The 16,019-nt window shown below is 69.5% G+C and carries 17 protein-coding genes; 9 read left to right on the top strand and 8 right to left on the bottom strand.

What is annotated here, in order from left to right; translation table 11 throughout:
- Positions 1-164: 164 nt before the first annotated feature.
- Both C4V41_RS62180 and C4V41_RS35085 read right to left on the bottom strand, forming a co-directional pair.
- Complete coding sequence (locus tag C4V41_RS62180) at positions 165-476, bottom strand: hypothetical protein (protein WP_160150499.1); 312 nt, start codon at positions 474-476, stop codon at positions 165-167.
- 347 nt (positions 477-823) lie between these two features.
- Positions 824-1,099 carry a hypothetical protein gene (locus tag C4V41_RS35085; protein ID WP_103960294.1) on the bottom strand — a complete coding sequence of 92 codons (276 nt, stop codon included), beginning with the start codon at positions 1,097-1,099 and terminating at the stop codon, positions 824-826.
- A gap of 1,053 nt (positions 1,100-2,152) precedes the next feature.
- Here C4V41_RS35085 and C4V41_RS35090 point away from each other — a divergent pair.
- Positions 2,153-2,737 (top strand): hypothetical protein, encoded by a 585-nt coding sequence (locus tag C4V41_RS35090; RefSeq protein ID WP_103960295.1) that lies wholly within the window; start codon positions 2,153-2,155, stop codon positions 2,735-2,737.
- Between the two features lie 198 nt (positions 2,738-2,935).
- On the opposite strand, the gene ku is transcribed toward C4V41_RS35090, so the two are convergent.
- Positions 2,936-3,826 (bottom strand): non-homologous end joining protein Ku, encoded by an 891-nt coding sequence (ku, locus tag C4V41_RS35095; protein ID WP_103960296.1) that lies wholly within the window; start codon positions 3,824-3,826, stop codon positions 2,936-2,938.
- A gap of 82 nt (positions 3,827-3,908) precedes the next feature.
- On the opposite strand from ku, the gene ligD (C4V41_RS35100) reads away from it, so the two are divergent.
- The 5 genes from ligD (C4V41_RS35100) (at position 3,909) to C4V41_RS35120 (ending at position 6,965) form a co-directional block, all read left to right on the top strand.
- Entirely contained in the window at positions 3,909-4,790 is an 882-nt protein-coding gene (gene ligD / locus C4V41_RS35100; protein WP_200824442.1) for a non-homologous end-joining DNA ligase, read from the top strand.
- Positions 4,787-5,659 (top strand): non-homologous end-joining DNA ligase, encoded by an 873-nt coding sequence (gene ligD / locus C4V41_RS35105; protein ID WP_103960298.1) that lies wholly within the window; start codon positions 4,787-4,789, stop codon positions 5,657-5,659. Before ligD (C4V41_RS35100) ends, ligD (C4V41_RS35105) begins: the two co-directional genes overlap by 4 nt.
- A 32-nt stretch (positions 5,660-5,691) precedes the next feature.
- Positions 5,692-5,961, top strand: coding sequence for a hypothetical protein (locus tag C4V41_RS35110; protein ID WP_235030562.1), 270 nt, complete (start codon positions 5,692-5,694; stop codon positions 5,959-5,961).
- A 62-nt stretch (positions 5,962-6,023) separates the two neighbouring features.
- A complete protein-coding gene (locus C4V41_RS35115; protein ID WP_235030563.1) occupies positions 6,024-6,644 on the top strand; it encodes a TetR/AcrR family transcriptional regulator in 621 nt (206 codons plus the stop codon).
- Between the two features lie 87 nt (positions 6,645-6,731).
- Positions 6,732-6,965, top strand: a complete 234-nt coding sequence (locus C4V41_RS35120; RefSeq protein ID WP_103960300.1) for a DUF3107 domain-containing protein — start codon at positions 6,732-6,734, stop codon at positions 6,963-6,965.
- Positions 6,966-7,349: 384 nt separating this feature from the next.
- Here C4V41_RS35120 and C4V41_RS35125 read toward each other — a convergent pair whose 3' ends face one another.
- Positions 7,350-7,994, bottom strand: coding sequence for a ferritin-like fold-containing protein (locus C4V41_RS35125; RefSeq protein ID WP_103960301.1), 645 nt, complete (start codon positions 7,992-7,994; stop codon positions 7,350-7,352).
- 349 nt (positions 7,995-8,343) lie between these two features.
- Between C4V41_RS35125 and C4V41_RS35130 the strand changes: the two genes are divergently transcribed.
- The 3 genes from C4V41_RS35130 (at position 8,344) to C4V41_RS35140 (ending at position 12,549) form a co-directional block, all read left to right on the top strand.
- Positions 8,344-10,245, top strand: coding sequence for a DEAD/DEAH box helicase (locus C4V41_RS35130; RefSeq protein ID WP_235030564.1), 1,902 nt, complete (start codon positions 8,344-8,346; stop codon positions 10,243-10,245).
- 494 nt (positions 10,246-10,739) lie between these two features.
- The gene (locus C4V41_RS35135; RefSeq protein ID WP_103960303.1) at positions 10,740-11,630 is read left to right on the top strand and encodes an alpha/beta fold hydrolase; all 891 of its coding nucleotides are present in this window, start codon (positions 10,740-10,742) and stop codon (positions 11,628-11,630) included.
- A gap of 13 nt (positions 11,631-11,643) precedes the next feature.
- Positions 11,644-12,549, top strand: a complete 906-nt coding sequence (locus tag C4V41_RS35140) for an oxygenase MpaB family protein (RefSeq protein ID WP_103960304.1) — start codon at positions 11,644-11,646, stop codon at positions 12,547-12,549.
- Here C4V41_RS35140 and C4V41_RS35145 read toward each other — a convergent pair.
- The 4 genes from C4V41_RS35145 to C4V41_RS35160 are packed head-to-tail and all read right to left on the bottom strand — an operon-like array spanning position 12,506 to position 16,018.
- On the bottom strand, positions 12,506-13,687 hold the full coding sequence (locus C4V41_RS35145; RefSeq protein WP_146103908.1) for an MFS transporter: 1,182 nt from the start codon (positions 13,685-13,687) through the stop codon (positions 12,506-12,508). The genes C4V41_RS35140 and C4V41_RS35145 overlap by 44 nt on opposite strands.
- Positions 13,687-14,577 (bottom strand): RecB family exonuclease, encoded by an 891-nt coding sequence (locus C4V41_RS35150; protein ID WP_327537488.1) that lies wholly within the window; start codon positions 14,575-14,577, stop codon positions 13,687-13,689. Before C4V41_RS35150 ends, C4V41_RS35145 begins: the two co-directional genes overlap by 1 nt.
- 9 nt (positions 14,578-14,586) lie before the next feature.
- Positions 14,587-15,306: an MBL fold metallo-hydrolase gene (locus C4V41_RS35155; protein ID WP_235030566.1), complete on the bottom strand. Its 720-nt coding sequence runs from the start codon at positions 15,304-15,306 to the stop codon at positions 14,587-14,589.
- A gap of 52 nt (positions 15,307-15,358) precedes the next feature.
- On the bottom strand, positions 15,359-16,018 hold the full coding sequence (locus tag C4V41_RS35160) for a DUF6758 family protein (protein WP_327537489.1): 660 nt from the start codon (positions 16,016-16,018) through the stop codon (positions 15,359-15,361).
- Between the last annotated feature and the right edge of the window lies 1 nt (position 16,019).

Consider the following 16,019-nt stretch of genomic DNA (forward strand, 5'->3'; position numbering starts at 1 on the left):
CAGGCGTAGTGCCCGTATTCGGTGGGTGGACGTCGTGCCGTGTGGTCGAGGTCGCTTCCGGTGAATACGGGCACTGATGGGCGTGTCGGAGTTCATCGTGTGGGGGGACTCCTGCGGCGTTGGTTAGTGCGCCGTGGGTTCAGCCCGTGTCTGCCTGGGGTCGCTCACTTGCCCCAGCCGTGGTGGTTGTGGTTGCGGTTGACGATGACGATGCGGATCCGGCCCACGCCGTGGTGACGGCGCCAGCCGCCCCAGCCGTGGTTGCGGCGCCAGCCGCCCCAGCCGCGGCCCCAGCCCCAGCCGCAGCGGCGCCGGGCCTGGCAGCCCCATCCGGTCAGGACCGAGGTCTGCGTGCCGGCCTGCGTACCGCTCTGGACCGCGCTGGCCGAGGCGGTGGTCGCACCCGCGGCCACCACACCCCCGCTCAACGCCGTGCCGATGGCCAGACCCGCGAGAACACTCTTGAACTTGGGCATTTGAGATTCCCCCCTAAAGGTTCGATTGCCCTGTTGCCCGCAGCCGCCACCGAAACCCTGCCAAGCGAAACGCGAGGACGGCGGACCCGGTAGCGGATGCCGCGGACACCCGGAAGAAAAACCGGGATCCGCACTCCTGCATATAACCGGGCGAAACACCAACAAACCGGCATTGTCTTCTTTTGCCCGATAACAGAAGAAACCACAACCACCCCCCTGCCCGGCAACACGAAGAGGGCCCCCCGGCAGATGCCAGTGGAGCCCTCAATAAGAATTGCCGTGAAGACGAGGAGAAGAGGCCCGCGAGCAACGGGCATTCATCCCGCCACGACCATCACGAAAACACGTCAGCTCGTGGTCTCGTGACGGTCCCTGTGGTGGTTACGGTTGTAGTTGTAGTTGTGGATCTTGATGCGGAGGCGCAGCTTGGGGTGGTGGTTGCGGCGCCAGCCGCAGCGGTTCCAGCGGTAGCAGCTGTTCCCGGCCACAATGGACGTCCCCGTGCTGATCTGGGTGGCAGCATTGGCGCTGACCGCGGAGGTGGCGGCACCCGTGACCACCGCTCCACCGGCCAACGCCGTACTGATGGCGAGGCCCGCGAGAACACTCTTGAGCTTGGGCATTGCATTTCCCCCTAAAAGGTTCGATTGCCCCGTAGTCGACTCTTCCGAATTTCCCGGAAAGAAGTACTGGAAGGCCATCAAACTGGCCATCCGGTAAATGTCATTTCCGGAGCTAGGGGCGGACAAACGGGGATCTCCCTACTTTGCTATGCATTAACAGTCTTATTGCTTGGATTGCACAGTTATAAGATGAGATAGTGCGAATTGCCCGAAATGTCCTTTTGGGATGCATATCGGCAACTTGCCAGTGCTGCGCTGCCGCGTCGATTTGTTGAGAGGCCGCCTGCGGAAAATGGCGCAGGCATCCCTTTCACCGACGTGGTCGCCATGACGCGGTACCCGGGCTGGGTGAGGATCCGGCTACCTCTGGCAACGTCGAGTGCGGCGGCGACCTAAAGGCGGTGACGTGCCGGGCTCACTCGAACTTCAGGCGTGGAGCGGTGTGGTGAGCGGGGTGTTCACGTGAGCGGGCGGCGATGGTGAACGTCCCGACGAGCGATTAGCACCGCGCCGGGGGGCTCAGGTACAGGCGGCACATGCCGGGACGGCGCGTTCCCAGAAGCCGGGCCAGAAGCCGGGGATGTCGCGGCTGGTCAGGCTGCCGCTTCCCCGCTGTGGTCCGAGCGCGGTCGGTCAGGATATGACCGGCCGTGGGGGCGGGATCGGTCAGGATGTGACCGGCCGTGCGGGCGGGATCGGCGGAGCATCGGGCAGGGGCGGGGCCGGTGCTTCCGGATCGCTTCGGGGTAAGGCGAGAGGTCTGTCGTTTCGGGGAAGACGGGGCTTGGTGGTGGCCATAATGCTCGCCCCTCGCCCTCGCCCCTCGCCCCTCGTGCAGAGTTGGTCACCGCGAGGGCTCCGGATACTCCGGAGCCCTCGCTCCCCAGTGTCGCTCCCCAGTGCTGTGTCGGGCCGCCGTGTCGGGCCGCCGTGTCGGGCCTTGTTCCGCTAAGCCGTGTCCCCGCATTCGGTCAGAGCACTGAGCGGCGTGTCTCTGTTTCCGGCCAGAAATGCGATGCAAAGGAGTAGTTCACGGACAAGGAGCTGCTTCTCATGGCATTCACCCGCCTCGCCGCCCTGCTGGTGGCGACCTCGATCTCCGGGACCGTCCTGACGGTCTCTCCCGTCTCCGCCGACCCCGGCCCCGACTCCGCGCACCGGTCCGATCACCGGTCCGATCACCGATTCAACCAGCGGTTCGATCACCGGTTCGACCAGCGGTTCGACCAGCGGCTGGACAATCGGCCCGGCCAGCGCCACGACGAGCGGTCCGATCGGCTGGCGGGCGTGCGCGAACCGGCCGGGCACGAGCCGCGGCGCGCGGATCGTCCCCGCGACGGGCGGAAGGCGCGCGACCGCGACGCGATGGGGCCCCGCCGCGACAACCAGCGGGACCGGGTCCAGACGAAGTCGACCTGCGCCTACCGGGTGACCGCGGCGATCGAGATCCTGGAGCAGCCGCGGCGGGCCGCGATGCTGGTGGGCCGGTTGAAGGAGCGGGCGCGCACGCTGGGCGCCTGCCGGCCGACGCAGAACAAACAATGGACCAAGGTCCTGGCGCCCAGGGAACGCCGGATCGGCTTCGCCCAAACCAAAGACCTGAAGAACCTCGGCCCGGCCAAGTACCTCAGCCTCTGACGGAGACATGCGGAAGGGCCTCCATGCCGATGGAGGCCCTTCCGATCACTACGCGGGGCTCACCGCCCTACGCGGGGCTCACCGCCCTACGCGGGGCTCACCGCCCTACGCGGGGCTCACCGCCCTTCGCTGGCTCACCGCCATGCTCGGAACTCGCCGCCCTGCTCGGGGCTCGCCGCCCTGGACGGCGCTGGATGCCTACGCGGATTTACGCGCCTTGCGTTTGGGTGGAGCCTTCTCGGCGTCCTTGTCGTTCTTCTCCTTGGCCTTGCCCGACGCGGCGGCCTTCCTGGACTTGGCCGGCTCGCCGCCCTCGCGCTCGCGCTTGGCCGCCTCCACGCTCGCCCGCAGCGCCGCCATGAGGTCCACCGCCGGGCCCGCTTCCTCCTCCTCGCGGGCGGGGATGACCTCCTTGCCGGCCACCTTCGCCTCGATCACCTGCTGCAACGCCTCGCGGTAGGTGTCGTGGTATTCGCTCGGGTCGAAGTCCGCCTCCATCGTGGTGATGAGGGACTCGGCCATCTTGAGCTCCTGGGCGCGTACTTCGATGTCCTCCTCCAGGAAGCCGAACTCAGGCGCGCGGATCTCGTCCGGCCAGAGCATCGTCTCCAGGACGAACACGCCGTCCCTGACCCTCAGCGTGGCCAGCGACTCGCGCTGGCGCAGGGCCACCTTGACCACCGCGACCTGCCCCGAGCTCTCCAGGGCGTTGCGCAGCAGCACGTACGACTTCGCCCCCTGGGCGTCGGGCTCCAGGTAGTACGACTTGGCGAAGTAGATGGGGTCGATCTGCTCGGACGGCGTGAACTGCAGGACGTCGATCCTGCGTGACGTGGTCAGCGGCAGGTCCTCGAAGTCCTCGTCCGTGAGCACCACCATCTCGCCCGTCGCCAGCTCGTAGCCCTTGGCGATGTCGGCGTACGGCACCTCTTCGCCGTCCTGCGTGCACACGCGCTTGTAGCGGATCCTGCCGCCGTCCTCGCGATGGACCTGGTGGAACGTGACGTCCTTCTGCTCGGTCGCGGAGTAGAGCTTGACCGGGATCGTCACCAGACCAAAGGAGATCGCACCCTTCCAGATGCTGCGCATAGGCACACTCCTCAGCTCTCAATGGCCCATCAATGGGCACATACCCGTCATGGGGCAACCAATGCCATTCCCAATCGAACCAATGCTGGCCGTACCTGGGGAACTACCCTCCGATCGTGACCTGTTCGGGCTGGAGGTCAAGTGGGACGGCATCCGGGCCCTGCTCCATCTCAACGGCGGGCTGCGGGTGATGGGGCGGCACGGGGTGGAGTACACACACCGGTATCCCGAAATATCGGGGTTCGGGGTTAAGAATGCGATCATCGACGGCGAGCTCGTGGCGCTCGACCCCCACGGGCGGCCCAGTTTCGCGCGGCTGCAGCGGCGGATGCACCTGACCGATCCCGAGCCGGTCATGCTGGAGCTGTACCCGATCACGTACATACCCTTCGACCTGCTCTACCTCGACGGCCTGCCGCTGTTCGACCTGTCCTACCGCGACCGCCGCGCCCTGCTCGACGAGCTGGACATCGGCGCGCCCCCGTACTTTCCGGGCGCCTCCGACCTGCTCGACGCCACGTACCAGCAGGGCCTGGAGGGCGTCGTCGCCAAGCGGCTGGACTCTCCCTACCGGGCCGGCACGCGGTCGCCCTGGTGGATCAAGGTGAAGAACCTGACCACGCGCGAGGTCGTCATCGGCGGCTGGAAACCCGGCAAGGGCCGACGATCCGGCGGGGTGGGCTCGCTGGTCATGGGGGTGTTCACGGACGCGGGGCTGACGTACGCCGGGCACGTCGGCACGGGGTTCACCGACGCCGTACTCGACGACCTGTTCCAGGCGCTGCGGCCGCTGGAGATCGCGCGCAGCCCGTTCAGCAACGACGTGCCCTGGCGAAATCGGTGGGTTAGGCCTGATCTCGTCGGGGAGGTGGCCTACACGATGTGGACCGACGAACAGCGGCTGCGGCACCCCGTGTGGCGCGGGCTGCGCCCCGACAAGCTCCCCGCGGAGGTGACGCGATGAAGGTGCCGGTCAAGGTGGACGGGCGCGAGCTGACGCTCACCAACCTGGACAAGGTCCTCTATCCGGACTACGGCTTCACGAAGTCCGAGATCATCGACTACTACAGCCGCGTCGCTCCCGTCCTGCTGCCGCACCTCGCCGGGCGGCCCCTGACCGTCAAGCGCTACCCGAACGGCGTCACCGGCCCGTTCTTCTTCGAGAAGAACGCCCCCGAGCACACGCACTCCTGGGTCAGGCGGGTCACCCTGCCGGTCCCCGGCAGCACCAAGGACCGCGAGAGCATCGACTTCGCCGTCGTGGACGACCTGCCCACGCTCGTCTACTACGCCAATCTGGCGGCGCTGGAGCTGCACGTGCCGCAGTGGCGGGTGGACGAGGAGGGCGCCGCGCTGCCGCCGGACACGCTGGTGTTCGACCTCGACCCGGGGGCGCCCGCGACGATCGTGGAGTGCTGCCGGGTGGCGCTCATGCTGCGCGAGGTGCTGAAGGCCGAGGGGCTCGCCGCGCGGCCGAAGACCAGCGGCAACAAGGGCATGCAGCTGTACGCGGACTGGGACTGCCGCGAGGAGCCCTCCGCGTACGCCAAGAGGCTGGCCCAGCTTTTGGAGAAGGAGCACCCTGACCAGGTCGTCAGTGTGATGACGAAGAAGGCGCGGCCTGGCAAGGTGTTCATCGACTGGAGCCAGAACAACCCGGCCAAGACCACCGTGGCGCCCTATTCGCTGCGGGCCAGGGAGCGGCCGACAGTGTCGACGCCGCTGATGTGGAAAGAGGTCGAGGGCTGCGAACACCCTGATGAGCTGGTGTTCACCGCTCCCGACGTACTCACCAGAGTGGACGAGCACGGCGACCTTTTCGGCCGGGCGTAGGCTGGTTCCGTCCACACCGAGAGGGGGACGAAATGTCGGAGATGGACATTCGCGGGGATGAGTCGCCGATCGAGGCGGCGGAGGCGGACGCCGCCGAGCGGCACACGGAGACGCGGCGGCGCGGCGACGGGCACCGCGGCGAGCTGCCACTGGAGGTGGACGCGGGCGACGCCGTCGAGCAGGAGCTCGACGCGCGCCAGAACGACGACTACATCCGCCGCGAGCTGCCGCTCGAAGTCGACCCGGCCGACGCGGCCGAGCAGGACCGCGTGGTCGAGCTGGATGACGACGACTATCGCTGAGACGGTGGCGGCGCGCACGTAGGATGTCCGCACTGCCCGCTGAGAGACCTATGGAGAAGCGCGTGACAGCAACCCCGGACGCAAAACCCCGGGGCACCCGGCTGCCCCGACTCGCCCGCCGCCGGCAGTTGCTGAGCGCCGCGCAGGAAGTGTTCGTCGAGAACGGCTATCACGCGGCCGCCATGGACGAGATCGCCGAGCGGGCGGGCGTCAGCAAGCCGGTGCTCTACCAGCACTTCCCCGGCAAGCTGGAGCTCTACCTGGCGCTGCTCGACCTGCACGTCGACGACATGGTCAACCGGTGCAGGGAGGCGCTGGCCTCCACGCACGAGAACAAGCTGCGGGTGCAGGCCACGTTCAGCGCGTTCTTCGACTTCGTCTCCTCGCAGGGCGAGGCGTTCCGGCTCGTCTTCGAATCCGACCTGCGCAACGTGGCGCCCGTGCGGCAGCGGGTCGAACGTTCGCTGCAGGAGTGCGCGGAGATGGTCAGCGAGCTCATCCAGGAGGACACCGGGTGCACCAGTGACGAGGCGCACCTCCTCGGCGTCGGCCTGGTGGGCATGGCCGAGGTGAGCGCCCGTTACTGGGTCACCACGCACGGCTCCATCCCGAAGGACGCGGCCGAGCAGTTGATGGCGCGGCTGGCCTGGCGGGGCATCAGCGGTTTTCCGCGTACGGCATAACTCGTTCGCTGGGCGCGATCATTCATGTTTTCGCGGGTGCCAGCGGCCACGATGGGATGGAGCCAGCCCAACGACTAGGGAGCCACCATGGAAGTCAAGATCGGCGTACGCTCCGTACACCGCGAACTCGTCGTTGAGACCGACCTCTCCTCCGAACAGGTCGAACAAGAGATCAGAAACGCCCTGTCCGCCGATCGCGGCGGGGTGTTCGCCATCACCGACACCAAGGGGCGGAGGGTCGTGGTGCCGGTGGCCTCGCTCGGGTTCGTCGAGATCGGCGAGGACGAGTCCAGGCCGGTCGGCTTCGGCGGCACGCTCTAGGAAGCTCGAACCGGAGGGTACGGCTCACGTGTGCCGTACCCTCCCGTGTCTGTCCGGGGCAGGGGTGTGGTGTGCCCGCCCATGCCGCGCGGGCACTGGTCGGGACGCCGGGGTTCAGCCCCGGGCGGGTGGCTTGCCGAGCTGGCAGCCGCGGGGCCGCCGCTGCCGGGGGGTGCACTCCCGCCCCGGCTCGGCGGTCGGACAGTCCGCGCTCTCCCTTCGCAACACGGCGCGTGGAGTCCAGCGATTCGGCCTACATCTCGTCGTCAAGGAACTGCCGTAGCGGTGCGAGGCCCTCATGTCCGCACGGTACAACCCTTTCGTGCCCGCGCGCCGCCCGATGCGCACACCCGGCCGTATCGTCGCAGGTGAGAGGGCCTGACATCAGATTCCCATGGCCGCCATGCGCTTGTTGTGCGCCTCCGTCAGTTTCGCAAAAAGTCGTGAAATATCAGTCTGGCCCTCGCCGAGCGACTCCATCAGCAGCAACGCCAGCTCAGGCCGCGCCGAGGCCACCTGCTGCCCCTGGCTGAGCGCCTCCCCGACCAGCCGCCGCGCCCACAGCGCCAGCCGCCCGCTCGCCGCCGGCTCCGCCTCGATCCCGGCCCTGACCCGCTCGACCGCGAACTCCGACCGCCCTCCGTCCACCAGGACCTCGTCGACCAGCCCGGTGATCGAGGGATCGAGGTGCCTGGCCGCCTCGCGGTAGAAGTCGAGAGCGATCCCGTCCCCCACGTACGTCTTGACGAGCGCCTGCAGCCAGTCGGCCGGCCTGGTCTGGGCGTGCCAGGCGTCCAGCGCGCCCACGAACGGTGACATCGACGCGTCGGGATCGGCCCCGAGCTCGGACAGCCGGTCGCGCAGAAGACGGAAGTGGGCGTATTCGGTCACGGCCAGCTCGCTCAGCGCCGCCCGGTCGGCCAGGGAGGGCGCCAGCGTGGCCGCGTCCTCGGTCATCCGCGCGTACGCGCTGAGCTCCGCATAGGCCAGCACACCGAGCAGATCGACGACTCCAGGAGACTCCTTCATGAAAGGCAGCGTACTTCGGCGAATCTACGGGAACATACGCAAGCTCGGTCAGCGTTGTGGTATCGAGTACACTGCTCTGTGAAAGTGCGACCGCACTGTGTTAATTCGGGGGAATCCCCCGATTACCCCCCGATTCCCCGGGTGCGCGGTCGCGATGACGCGAGAGGGCTGGCTCTACCGCGAGGACCCACATACGAGGGCGTTTACCGCCCGTCGGTCCCGGCAGGCCCGCCTTCATTTGAGACTGAGGCAGGCCACGCTGACGACTTTCCGAGACCTCGGAGTCACACCAGAGATCGCCGATGCCCTCGAGACCGAGGGCATCGTCACACCGTTCCCCATCCAGGAGATGGCGCTCCCGCTCGCCCTGAGCGGCCAGGACCTCATCGGCCAGGCGCGCACCGGCACGGGAAAGACCCTAGCGTTCGGCATCGCCATGCTGCAGAGCATCGGCAAGCCGCGCAAGAACCGCAAGAAGCCCCGCGGGCTGGTCGTCGTACCGACCCGTGAGCTGGCCACACAGGTCAGCGAAGACCTCGTGACCGCCGCCGGCAAGCTCGGATCCCGAGTCTTGACCGTCTACGGCGGCCGGGCCTACGAGCCGCAGATCGAGGCGCTCAAGGCCGGGGTCGACGTCATCGTCGGCACCCCGGGCCGTCTGCTCGACCTGGTCAAGCAGAAGCACCTCGACCTGAGCCAGGTCACCACCCTCGTGCTCGACGAGGCCGACCGGATGCTCGACCTGGGCTTCCTGCCCGACATCGAGCGGATCTTCAAACTGATCCCCGAGCAGCGTCAGACGATGCTGTTCTCGGCGACCATGCCCGGCGAGATCGTCGGGTTGTCGCGGAAATACCTCAACCGTCCGACGCACGTACGCGCCGAGCACGAGAGCGGCGAGGGCGAGACCACCCCGCAGGTGCGTCAGCTCGTGTGGCGTGCCCACCGGATGGACAAGATCGAGATCGTCGGCCGGCTGCTGCAGGCCGACGGTCGCGGGCTCACCATGGTCTTCTGTGAGACCAAGCGGGCCTGCGACATGGTCGCCGAGCAGCTCGACACGCGAGGCTTCGCGGTCGCGGCCGTCCACGGCGACCTTGGGCAGGGCCAGCGCGAGCAGGCGCTGCGCGCGTTCCGCAACGGCAAGATCGACGTGCTGGTGGCCACCGACGTGGCGGCCCGCGGCATCGACATCGACGACGTCACCCACGTGGTCAACTACGACTGCCCCACCGACGACAAGACTTACGTGCACCGCATCGGCCGTACCGGCCGGGCCGGGCGCACGGGCATCTCGGTCACGTTCGTGGAGTGGGAGGAGCTGACCCGCTGGAAGATGATCAACCAGATGCTCGGGCTCGACTTCGCCGAACCGGAGGAGACCTACTCCACCTCGCCGCACGTCTACTCGGAACTGAACATCCCCGAGGGCACCAAGGGCGTCCTGCCGCACGCGAGCCGTTCGCGTGCGGGGCTGTCCGCGGAGCGCATCGAGGACCTCGGGGAGACCGGCAGGATTCGCGGTCGCGGCGCACGCCGCCGTGACGAACGCGAGGAGCGCGAGGAGCGCCCTGCCCGCACCACACAGCGCCAGCGCCGCCGCACCCGCGGCGGCAGGGAGCTGGCGGACACCGCACCCGTCGAGACGCCGGAGGTCGAGCTCGTGGATGCCAGGACTGAGGAGACTCCAGCGATCTTCACTACGGATGAGATCCAGACGGCGGGCGAGCAGAAGCGCGCCCGCACCCGGCGTGGGGCGGCTTCGTCCGCCATCGAGCAGGCGCTCGCCGAGGCCCCCGAGGCCCCGGTGAAGAGCACCAGCTCACGCCGGACCGAGGCTCCCCTTGAGGAGACCGAGGAGGCTCCGGTCAAGCGCACCCGTTCGCGCCGGGCCGAGGCTCCCGTCGCGGAGGCCGAGGAGGCTCCGGTGAAGCGCACGCGCACCCGCCGGGCCCCCGCCGCCGAGCAGGAGGTCGTCGCTCAGCCCGAGCCGGCCGTCCAGCCCGAGCCGGTCTTCGAGCCGGAGCCCGTCTCCGAGCCGAGCTTCCTGAGCACGCCGCCTCCGCCGGTGCGCCAGGAGCCGGAGCGGATCATCCCGCCGAGCCCGTTCGCGGTGATCTTCCAGTCACCCGACCTGGCCACGGACGACGACGACATCGCGCCGTCGGCCGCGACCGAGCGCAAGCAGCAGCGCCGCCAGCCCCGTGGCGGCGGGAGCGGTGGCGGCGGCAACCGCCGCCGCGCCGGCTAGAACACAACGAAGGCGCGCACCCTGGTCGGGTGCGCGCCTTTGGCATGTCCAGGGGGTGCGGTTTGCGAGAGAGCGACACGGCCCCCCTCCAGCAGCACCGCGAGTGACGTGGAAGCACGTCCCCGGCCGGGCGATCCGGGAGCGGACGAGCCGTGTCCGCTCCTCACGCGGCCACACGGCGCACCATGCCACCGGCATGCCACCGACGCCCCTTCGAGGCACGCCGGCACCCCAGGCGCCCGCTCAGAGCCTTCTACGAGGGTCTGGAGAGCGCCGCGGCGCCCATAGCGCCGAAATTCGGCCCCGGAGACCCGGACCACATGTGCCAGCTCCCAGAAGCGGCCCCGTCGGGCCCGAAGACCGTCTGGGCGTCGTCCCACGACGTGGCGGGCCGAATCTCGAGATCGCGCATACGTCACAACTCCTCAGAACTCGCACCAGCGTAACGGCCATGCCGGTGTCGAGGCGCTGACCTCTGGGTATTGTTGCCCCACGTGAGTACGCCGCGTTTCCTCGACCTGCCTCCTGGCGTCACACCACAGAAGATCGAAACGCCACAGGGCACGTTCGCGGTCCTGGAGGCCCTGCCGGTCAGTGGTGTGGTGGAGCGCTGGCCCGCGCTCCTGACCCCCGGCCTGACGGGGAGCAAGGAGGACTTCATCGCGGTCCTCATGACCCTGGCCCAGTCGGGCCGCCGCGTGGTGGCCATCGACCTGCGCGGGCAATACGAGACGCCGGGCCCCGACGACCCCGGCGCCTACACCTGCGCCGCCCTGGGCGCCGACGTCGACCTGCTGGCCCAGGGCATCGGCGAGGGCGATCCGGTCCACCTGGTGGGCCACTCGTTCGGCGGGCTGGTGGCCAGGGAGGCGGTCATCGACGGGCGCACGAGGTTCGCCTCGTTCACGCTGATGGGCTCGGGCCCCGGGGCCATCGAGGGCCGGCGCGCCCGCAACGGCAGGAAGATCATGGAGGAGATCCCCGCGCTGGGTCTCGAACACGTGTGGCACAGCAGGTTCGAGCCCGAGGCGCTGGCCGGCGACGTGTCCGACGAGATCCTCGCGTTCCTGCACAAGCGCCTGCTCACCAACTCACCGACCGGCCTGTCCTGCATGGCCGAGCAGGTGCTCACCATGCACGACCGCACCGACGAGCTGCGCCAGATCGAGGTGCCGACGCTGGTCCTGTACGGCGAGCACGACGACGGCTGGCCGCCCGAGGCGCAGTCGGAGATGGCGGCCAGGCTCGGCGCCGAGTGCGTCGTCGTGCCGGGCGCCGCCCACTCCCCCGCCGTCGAGGCCCCGGAGACCACCGCGGCGGCCCTCGTCAGGTTCTGGAACGCGGCCGAAACGCATTACTTGGACACTCGGTCCAATACCATGTAATCATCTACTTACTATGACGGGCATCGAAGACATCGTCGTCCAGCCGCCGCAGAGCGCGACCTGGCAGGTGCACCTCGACCGGTCGATGTGGGTGGGCGGCGTGCGCGGCCTCATGCTGCAGGCGCTGCACCCGCTGGCCATGCGCGGCGTCTGGCAGAACTCCAACTTCCAGGACGACCCGTTCGGGCGGCTGCGCCGTACCGCGGACTTCGTGGGGCGGGTGACGTTCGGCAGCCCCGAGGAGGCCGACGAGATCGGCCGGCGGGTGCGCGGCATCCACAAGGCGCTGCGCGTCCACGATCCCGACACCGGGCGGACCCACCGGGTGGACGACCCCGAGCTGCTGCTGTGGGTGCACTGCGCGGAGGTGTCGTCGTACCTGGAGGTGGCCAGGCGCGGCGGGCTCGGGCTCAGCGAGCGCCAGGCCGACCGCTACCTGCGCGAGCAGCGCAAGAGCGCCACCTACGTCGGCCTGCACCTCGACGACGTGCCCGGCTCGTGCGCGGAGATGGCCGCCTACTTCAAGCGGGCCCGCCCCGCCCTGCGGGTGACGCCGGAGGCGGCCTCGACCGTGCGGTTCCTGCTGTGGCCGCGGCTGCCGCGCGAGCTGCGGCTGCTGTCGCCGGGCAAACCGGCCTACTTCCCGTTCGGCGCGCTGTGCTACTACACGCTGCCGGGCTGGGCCAGGCGCATGTACGGCGCGCTGCCGGAGGTGCCGGAGCAGGCGGTGACGGCGGCGCTGAAGGCGTTCAGACTGGGCCTCAACTCGCTGCCCGAGCCGGTGCACGATCGCGCCTTCATGCCGGCCACGAGGCGGATGCTGCACGCCTCCAGGGATCGGCTGGGCGCGCTGGGCTACGACGTACGCAAGGGGCTCAAGGGCCTGACCGATCCCCGTCGCTGGCCGGCGGCCGCCTGACCGGCAGGAACACGCCCGCCACCAGCACCACCACGGCCACACCCGTCATCAGCCGGCCGCCGCCCGCCAGGCCGGTGCCCTCGAAGAGCACGCCGAGCAGGGAGGACGCGGCGCCGGCGCCGACATACCTGGACGCCTGGAAGAACCCCACCGCGACCCCGGTGTCGCGCCGGTCGGCGTGCACGAACACCAGCGAGTTGAGCGCGAACTGGCTCAGCGCCGCCGACACCCCCAGCAGCGCCGCGGCCAGCAGCACCATCCCGACCGACCGCGCCACGAGCATCGCGCAGGAGCCGCCGAGCAGCAGCGCCGCACCCGACATCAGCACCGTACGCATCCCGAACCTGGCCGCCAGCGCGACCGCGACGGGCGTCATGACGAACCCCAGCCCGGCCATCGGCAGCACGAGCAGCCCCGCGACGTGCGCGGGCACGCCCGCCGAGCGCTGTGCCCACAGCGGCACCGCGAAGAAGGCCACGTAGAACACCACGTTGACGAGCGCGAAATGACCGCAGGTGGCCAGCAGTCCGGGCCTCAGACGGGGCGGCAGCGCGTGCCGGGCCCGTTCCACGCGCACCTTGGGCAGCCAGCGCAGCGCCACGGTCAGAGCGACCGCGGCGAGCGGCACGTTGACCAGGAAGATCGCCCGCCAGCCCCACAACGAGATCAGGAACCCGCCGAGCACGGGACCGGCGGCCGCGCTGGCGGTGAGCACCATCGAGATCGTCGCGATCACGCGCGGCGGCGGCCTGCCGTCTTCGCCCGGCATCACCGCCTGCACGATCGCCATGCCCGCCGGCATCGTCGCGCAGCTCCCGAACGCCTGCAGCAGCCGCACCCCCACCAGCACCGGGTACGTCGGCGCGAGCGCGGCCAGCACCCCGGTGACCGCCATCGTCACCAGCCCGGCGCAGAACACCAGGCGCGGCCCGAACCTGTCGGCCAGCGTGCCCATCACCGGCGGCGCGAGGATCCCGGTCAGGTAGAACCCGGCGGCCAGCCACGTGACCGCCGCGATCCCGACGTCGAACTCGGCCTCGACGTCGGCCAGCGCGACAGCGATCATGGACGAGTTGAGCGGGTTGAACACCGAGCCCAGCGCCACCGCCGCCGGTAATCGCCCCGCTCCCCTGACCACTATTCGGCCAAGCCGTCCCAAGGTCGCCGCTCGGGCCCCGCCGCCAGGCCCTGGGGACAGTGCCGGCGGAAGTCGCACCAGGAGCAGATGGGCCCCGGGGTGGGCGCGAACAGCTCGTCGATCTCGGCGGGCACGTCGGGCGGCGGCTCGCCGGAGCCCCTGCGGGTGCCACGCGGCGCCGCCACGAGCTCCTTATAACGATCGTCGGCCGCCCCCGCCTCCGTGGCGACCTCCTCGGCGCGCCGCAGGTGGCGGGCCAGGGACTCGTCGGTGTGCCGCCACTCGACGATCTCGCCGGTGGGCAGGTGGTGCAGCTCGACGGTGCGGCACGGGGTGCGCATCACCGTGGAGGCCGCGATGGCGTAGACGGCCAGGGCGAGCGAGGAGCGGGCGTCGTCCTGGGTGAGCGGGCGGCGGCCGGTCTTGTAGTCGACCACGACCAGCTCGTCGCCGCGCCGGTCGAGCCGGTCGATGCGGCCGGACAGGGCGATCACCTTGGTACGGGTGGCGACCGTACGCTCGACGCCGACCGGCTCGTCCGACGGATCTAAAGTCGCGACATATCCGGACACGAGGTCGCGGGCACGGGCCAGCCAGCGCTCCGACTGCTCCTCGTCCTTGAACCCCTCGGTGATCCACCCGTTCGTCACCAGGATGGCGGCGGTCAGCGGTGTCCTGCGCTCATAGGGCTCCCGCCACCAGCCCGCCAGCGCGTTGTGCACGCTCGCGCCGACGCTGTTGTGCGCCCAGGCGGGCCCCTTGGCCGGCTGCGGCCGGTCCAGATAGCTGAACCGGTAGCGGCGACGGCAGTCGAGCCAGGCGTTCAACCGCGACGGCGTACCCGAATAGAGCCGCCGCGGCATCCCTTCCAGCGGAAGCTGGCCCTGCACCGCGCTCACCTAGTCGTCGCCGGGGCTCAGCTTGATCCCGGAAACCTTGGTGCCGTCGGTCAGCGGGCCGCTCTCCTCCTCGTCACCGGTGTCGACGCGGGTCAGCGAACCCGACACCCAGTCGTCGAAGTGCGGCTCCAGGTCGCCGACCGTGACCTCGTCACCGTGGGCGGCCAGCACCCGCGTGTCGCCGGGCAGCGTGAACAGCCGCCCGCCGATGGAGGTGAGCTGGTCGGCCAGGGCGGGATATTCGCCGCCCAGCTTGCCGGGACCGTCGGCCAGCAGGGCCTTGCCGGTGAACACGGCCGAGAGCCCCTCGCAGTAGAGGGACACGCCGCCGGGCGAGACGCCGGGCGTCTCCATGACATCGAGCTGGACGTCGGCGACACCGAAGATGCCGTCGTCCTCCATGTCGATGTCGGGCCAGGTCTCACGCCAGGTCTCACGCCACAGGGGCTTGTCCTTGGGGTGCAGGGCGACCACGGCCTCGTCTCTGCTGGCCACCTCGATGGCCGCGGAGACGTGGTCGGGCAGGCCCGCCGTGCAGATGACGGCCAGCACCTCCCGCTCGCCCACCTGCTCCAGGATCTTTTCGGCGTCACGCGCCGGGTCGATGACGATCACCTCGTCGTCGTCACCCACGATCCAGGTGTTGTTCTCGACCTTGTGCTCGGTGCCGTCGATGTCGACGACGCCCTCGGTCACCACTCGCTCGATACGCGCTGTCACGCCTCCGAACTCTAGCCCGTCTGCATGAGAGCGCGAATCGCGTTCGCGCGTCCTAATCTTCGAGTCTGGGAGAGAACGCCCCGAACGGCACGTCCAGCTCGTGGTCACGGGCGTCGATGAGGGACAGCTCGGCCAGCGCGATCATGCATCCGGCGTCGGCCGGCCAGGCGATGGCCCACAGCCAGTTGCCCATGGCCTCACCCGCGTAGACCGCCCGGTCGTCCTGCCCGTCCACGCACCACATCGCGGTGGGATGGCCGAGCACGGCGAGCTTGGTGTTGGGCGGGCCGGTGTCGAACCCTTCCCCGGGGTCGGGCCCGTCGAGCCCCGCGAAGGCGGCGCCGATGCCGATGCCCGGTTCTTCCGAGATGACCAGCAGGTCGGCGGGGCCCTCCATCAGCGAAGGACCGGTCAGCGCCACCACACTGGCGCGGCCGCCGGTGCGCTGGTCGCCCACCTCGGCGAAGCCGGTGACCAGCCATCCGACCGGCAACGGCCACGGCAGCCACACGGGCACGACGGAGCTCTTGCGTATCGCCTCTAGCGCGGTGCTGGTCGGCGGCCACGGCGGCTGATACGGCAGGACGTCACCGTGCGTGCCGCATCGGAACGCACTCGACCAGGCGCTCGGCCCGTGAAGCGGGCCAAAACACCGCGGGCAGGTTGGTGCCGCTCTCACAACTACCCACGGTGCTTTCTCCGGCACGGCCACG

The sequence above is a fragment of the Nonomuraea solani genome (genome assembly GCF_900108335.1).
Classification (GTDB): Bacteria; Actinomycetota; Actinomycetes; order Streptosporangiales; family Streptosporangiaceae; genus Nonomuraea; species Nonomuraea solani.

Bases quoted from the DNA above. Each gene is read 5' to 3' on its own strand.
- C4V41_RS35125 (WP_103960301.1), bottom strand. From the start codon at position 7,994: ATGAAGGAGTCTCCTGGAGTCGTCGATCTGCTCGGTGTGCTGGCCTAT.
- C4V41_RS62180 (WP_160150499.1), bottom strand. From the start codon at position 476: ATGCCCAAGTTCAAGAGTGTTCTCGCGGGTCTGGCCATCGGCACGGCG.
- C4V41_RS35140 (WP_103960304.1), top strand. From the start codon at position 11,644: ATGACGGGCATCGAAGACATCGTCGTCCAGCCGCCGCAGAGCGCGACC.
- C4V41_RS35120 (WP_103960300.1), top strand. From the start codon at position 6,732: ATGGAAGTCAAGATCGGCGTACGCTCCGTACACCGCGAACTCGTCGTT.
- C4V41_RS35130 (WP_235030564.1), top strand. From the start codon at position 8,344: ATGGCGCTCCCGCTCGCCCTGAGCGGCCAGGACCTCATCGGCCAGGCG.
- C4V41_RS35085 (WP_103960294.1), bottom strand. From the start codon at position 1,099: ATGCCCAAGCTCAAGAGTGTTCTCGCGGGCCTCGCCATCAGTACGGCG.
- C4V41_RS35090 (WP_103960295.1), top strand. From the start codon at position 2,153: ATGGCATTCACCCGCCTCGCCGCCCTGCTGGTGGCGACCTCGATCTCC.
- ligD (WP_103960298.1), top strand. From the start codon at position 4,787: ATGAAGGTGCCGGTCAAGGTGGACGGGCGCGAGCTGACGCTCACCAAC.
- C4V41_RS35110 (WP_235030562.1), top strand. From the start codon at position 5,692: ATGTCGGAGATGGACATTCGCGGGGATGAGTCGCCGATCGAGGCGGCG.
- ligD (WP_200824442.1), top strand. From the start codon at position 3,909: ATGCTGGCCGTACCTGGGGAACTACCCTCCGATCGTGACCTGTTCGGG.
- ku (WP_103960296.1), bottom strand. From the start codon at position 3,826: ATGCGCAGCATCTGGAAGGGTGCGATCTCCTTTGGTCTGGTGACGATC.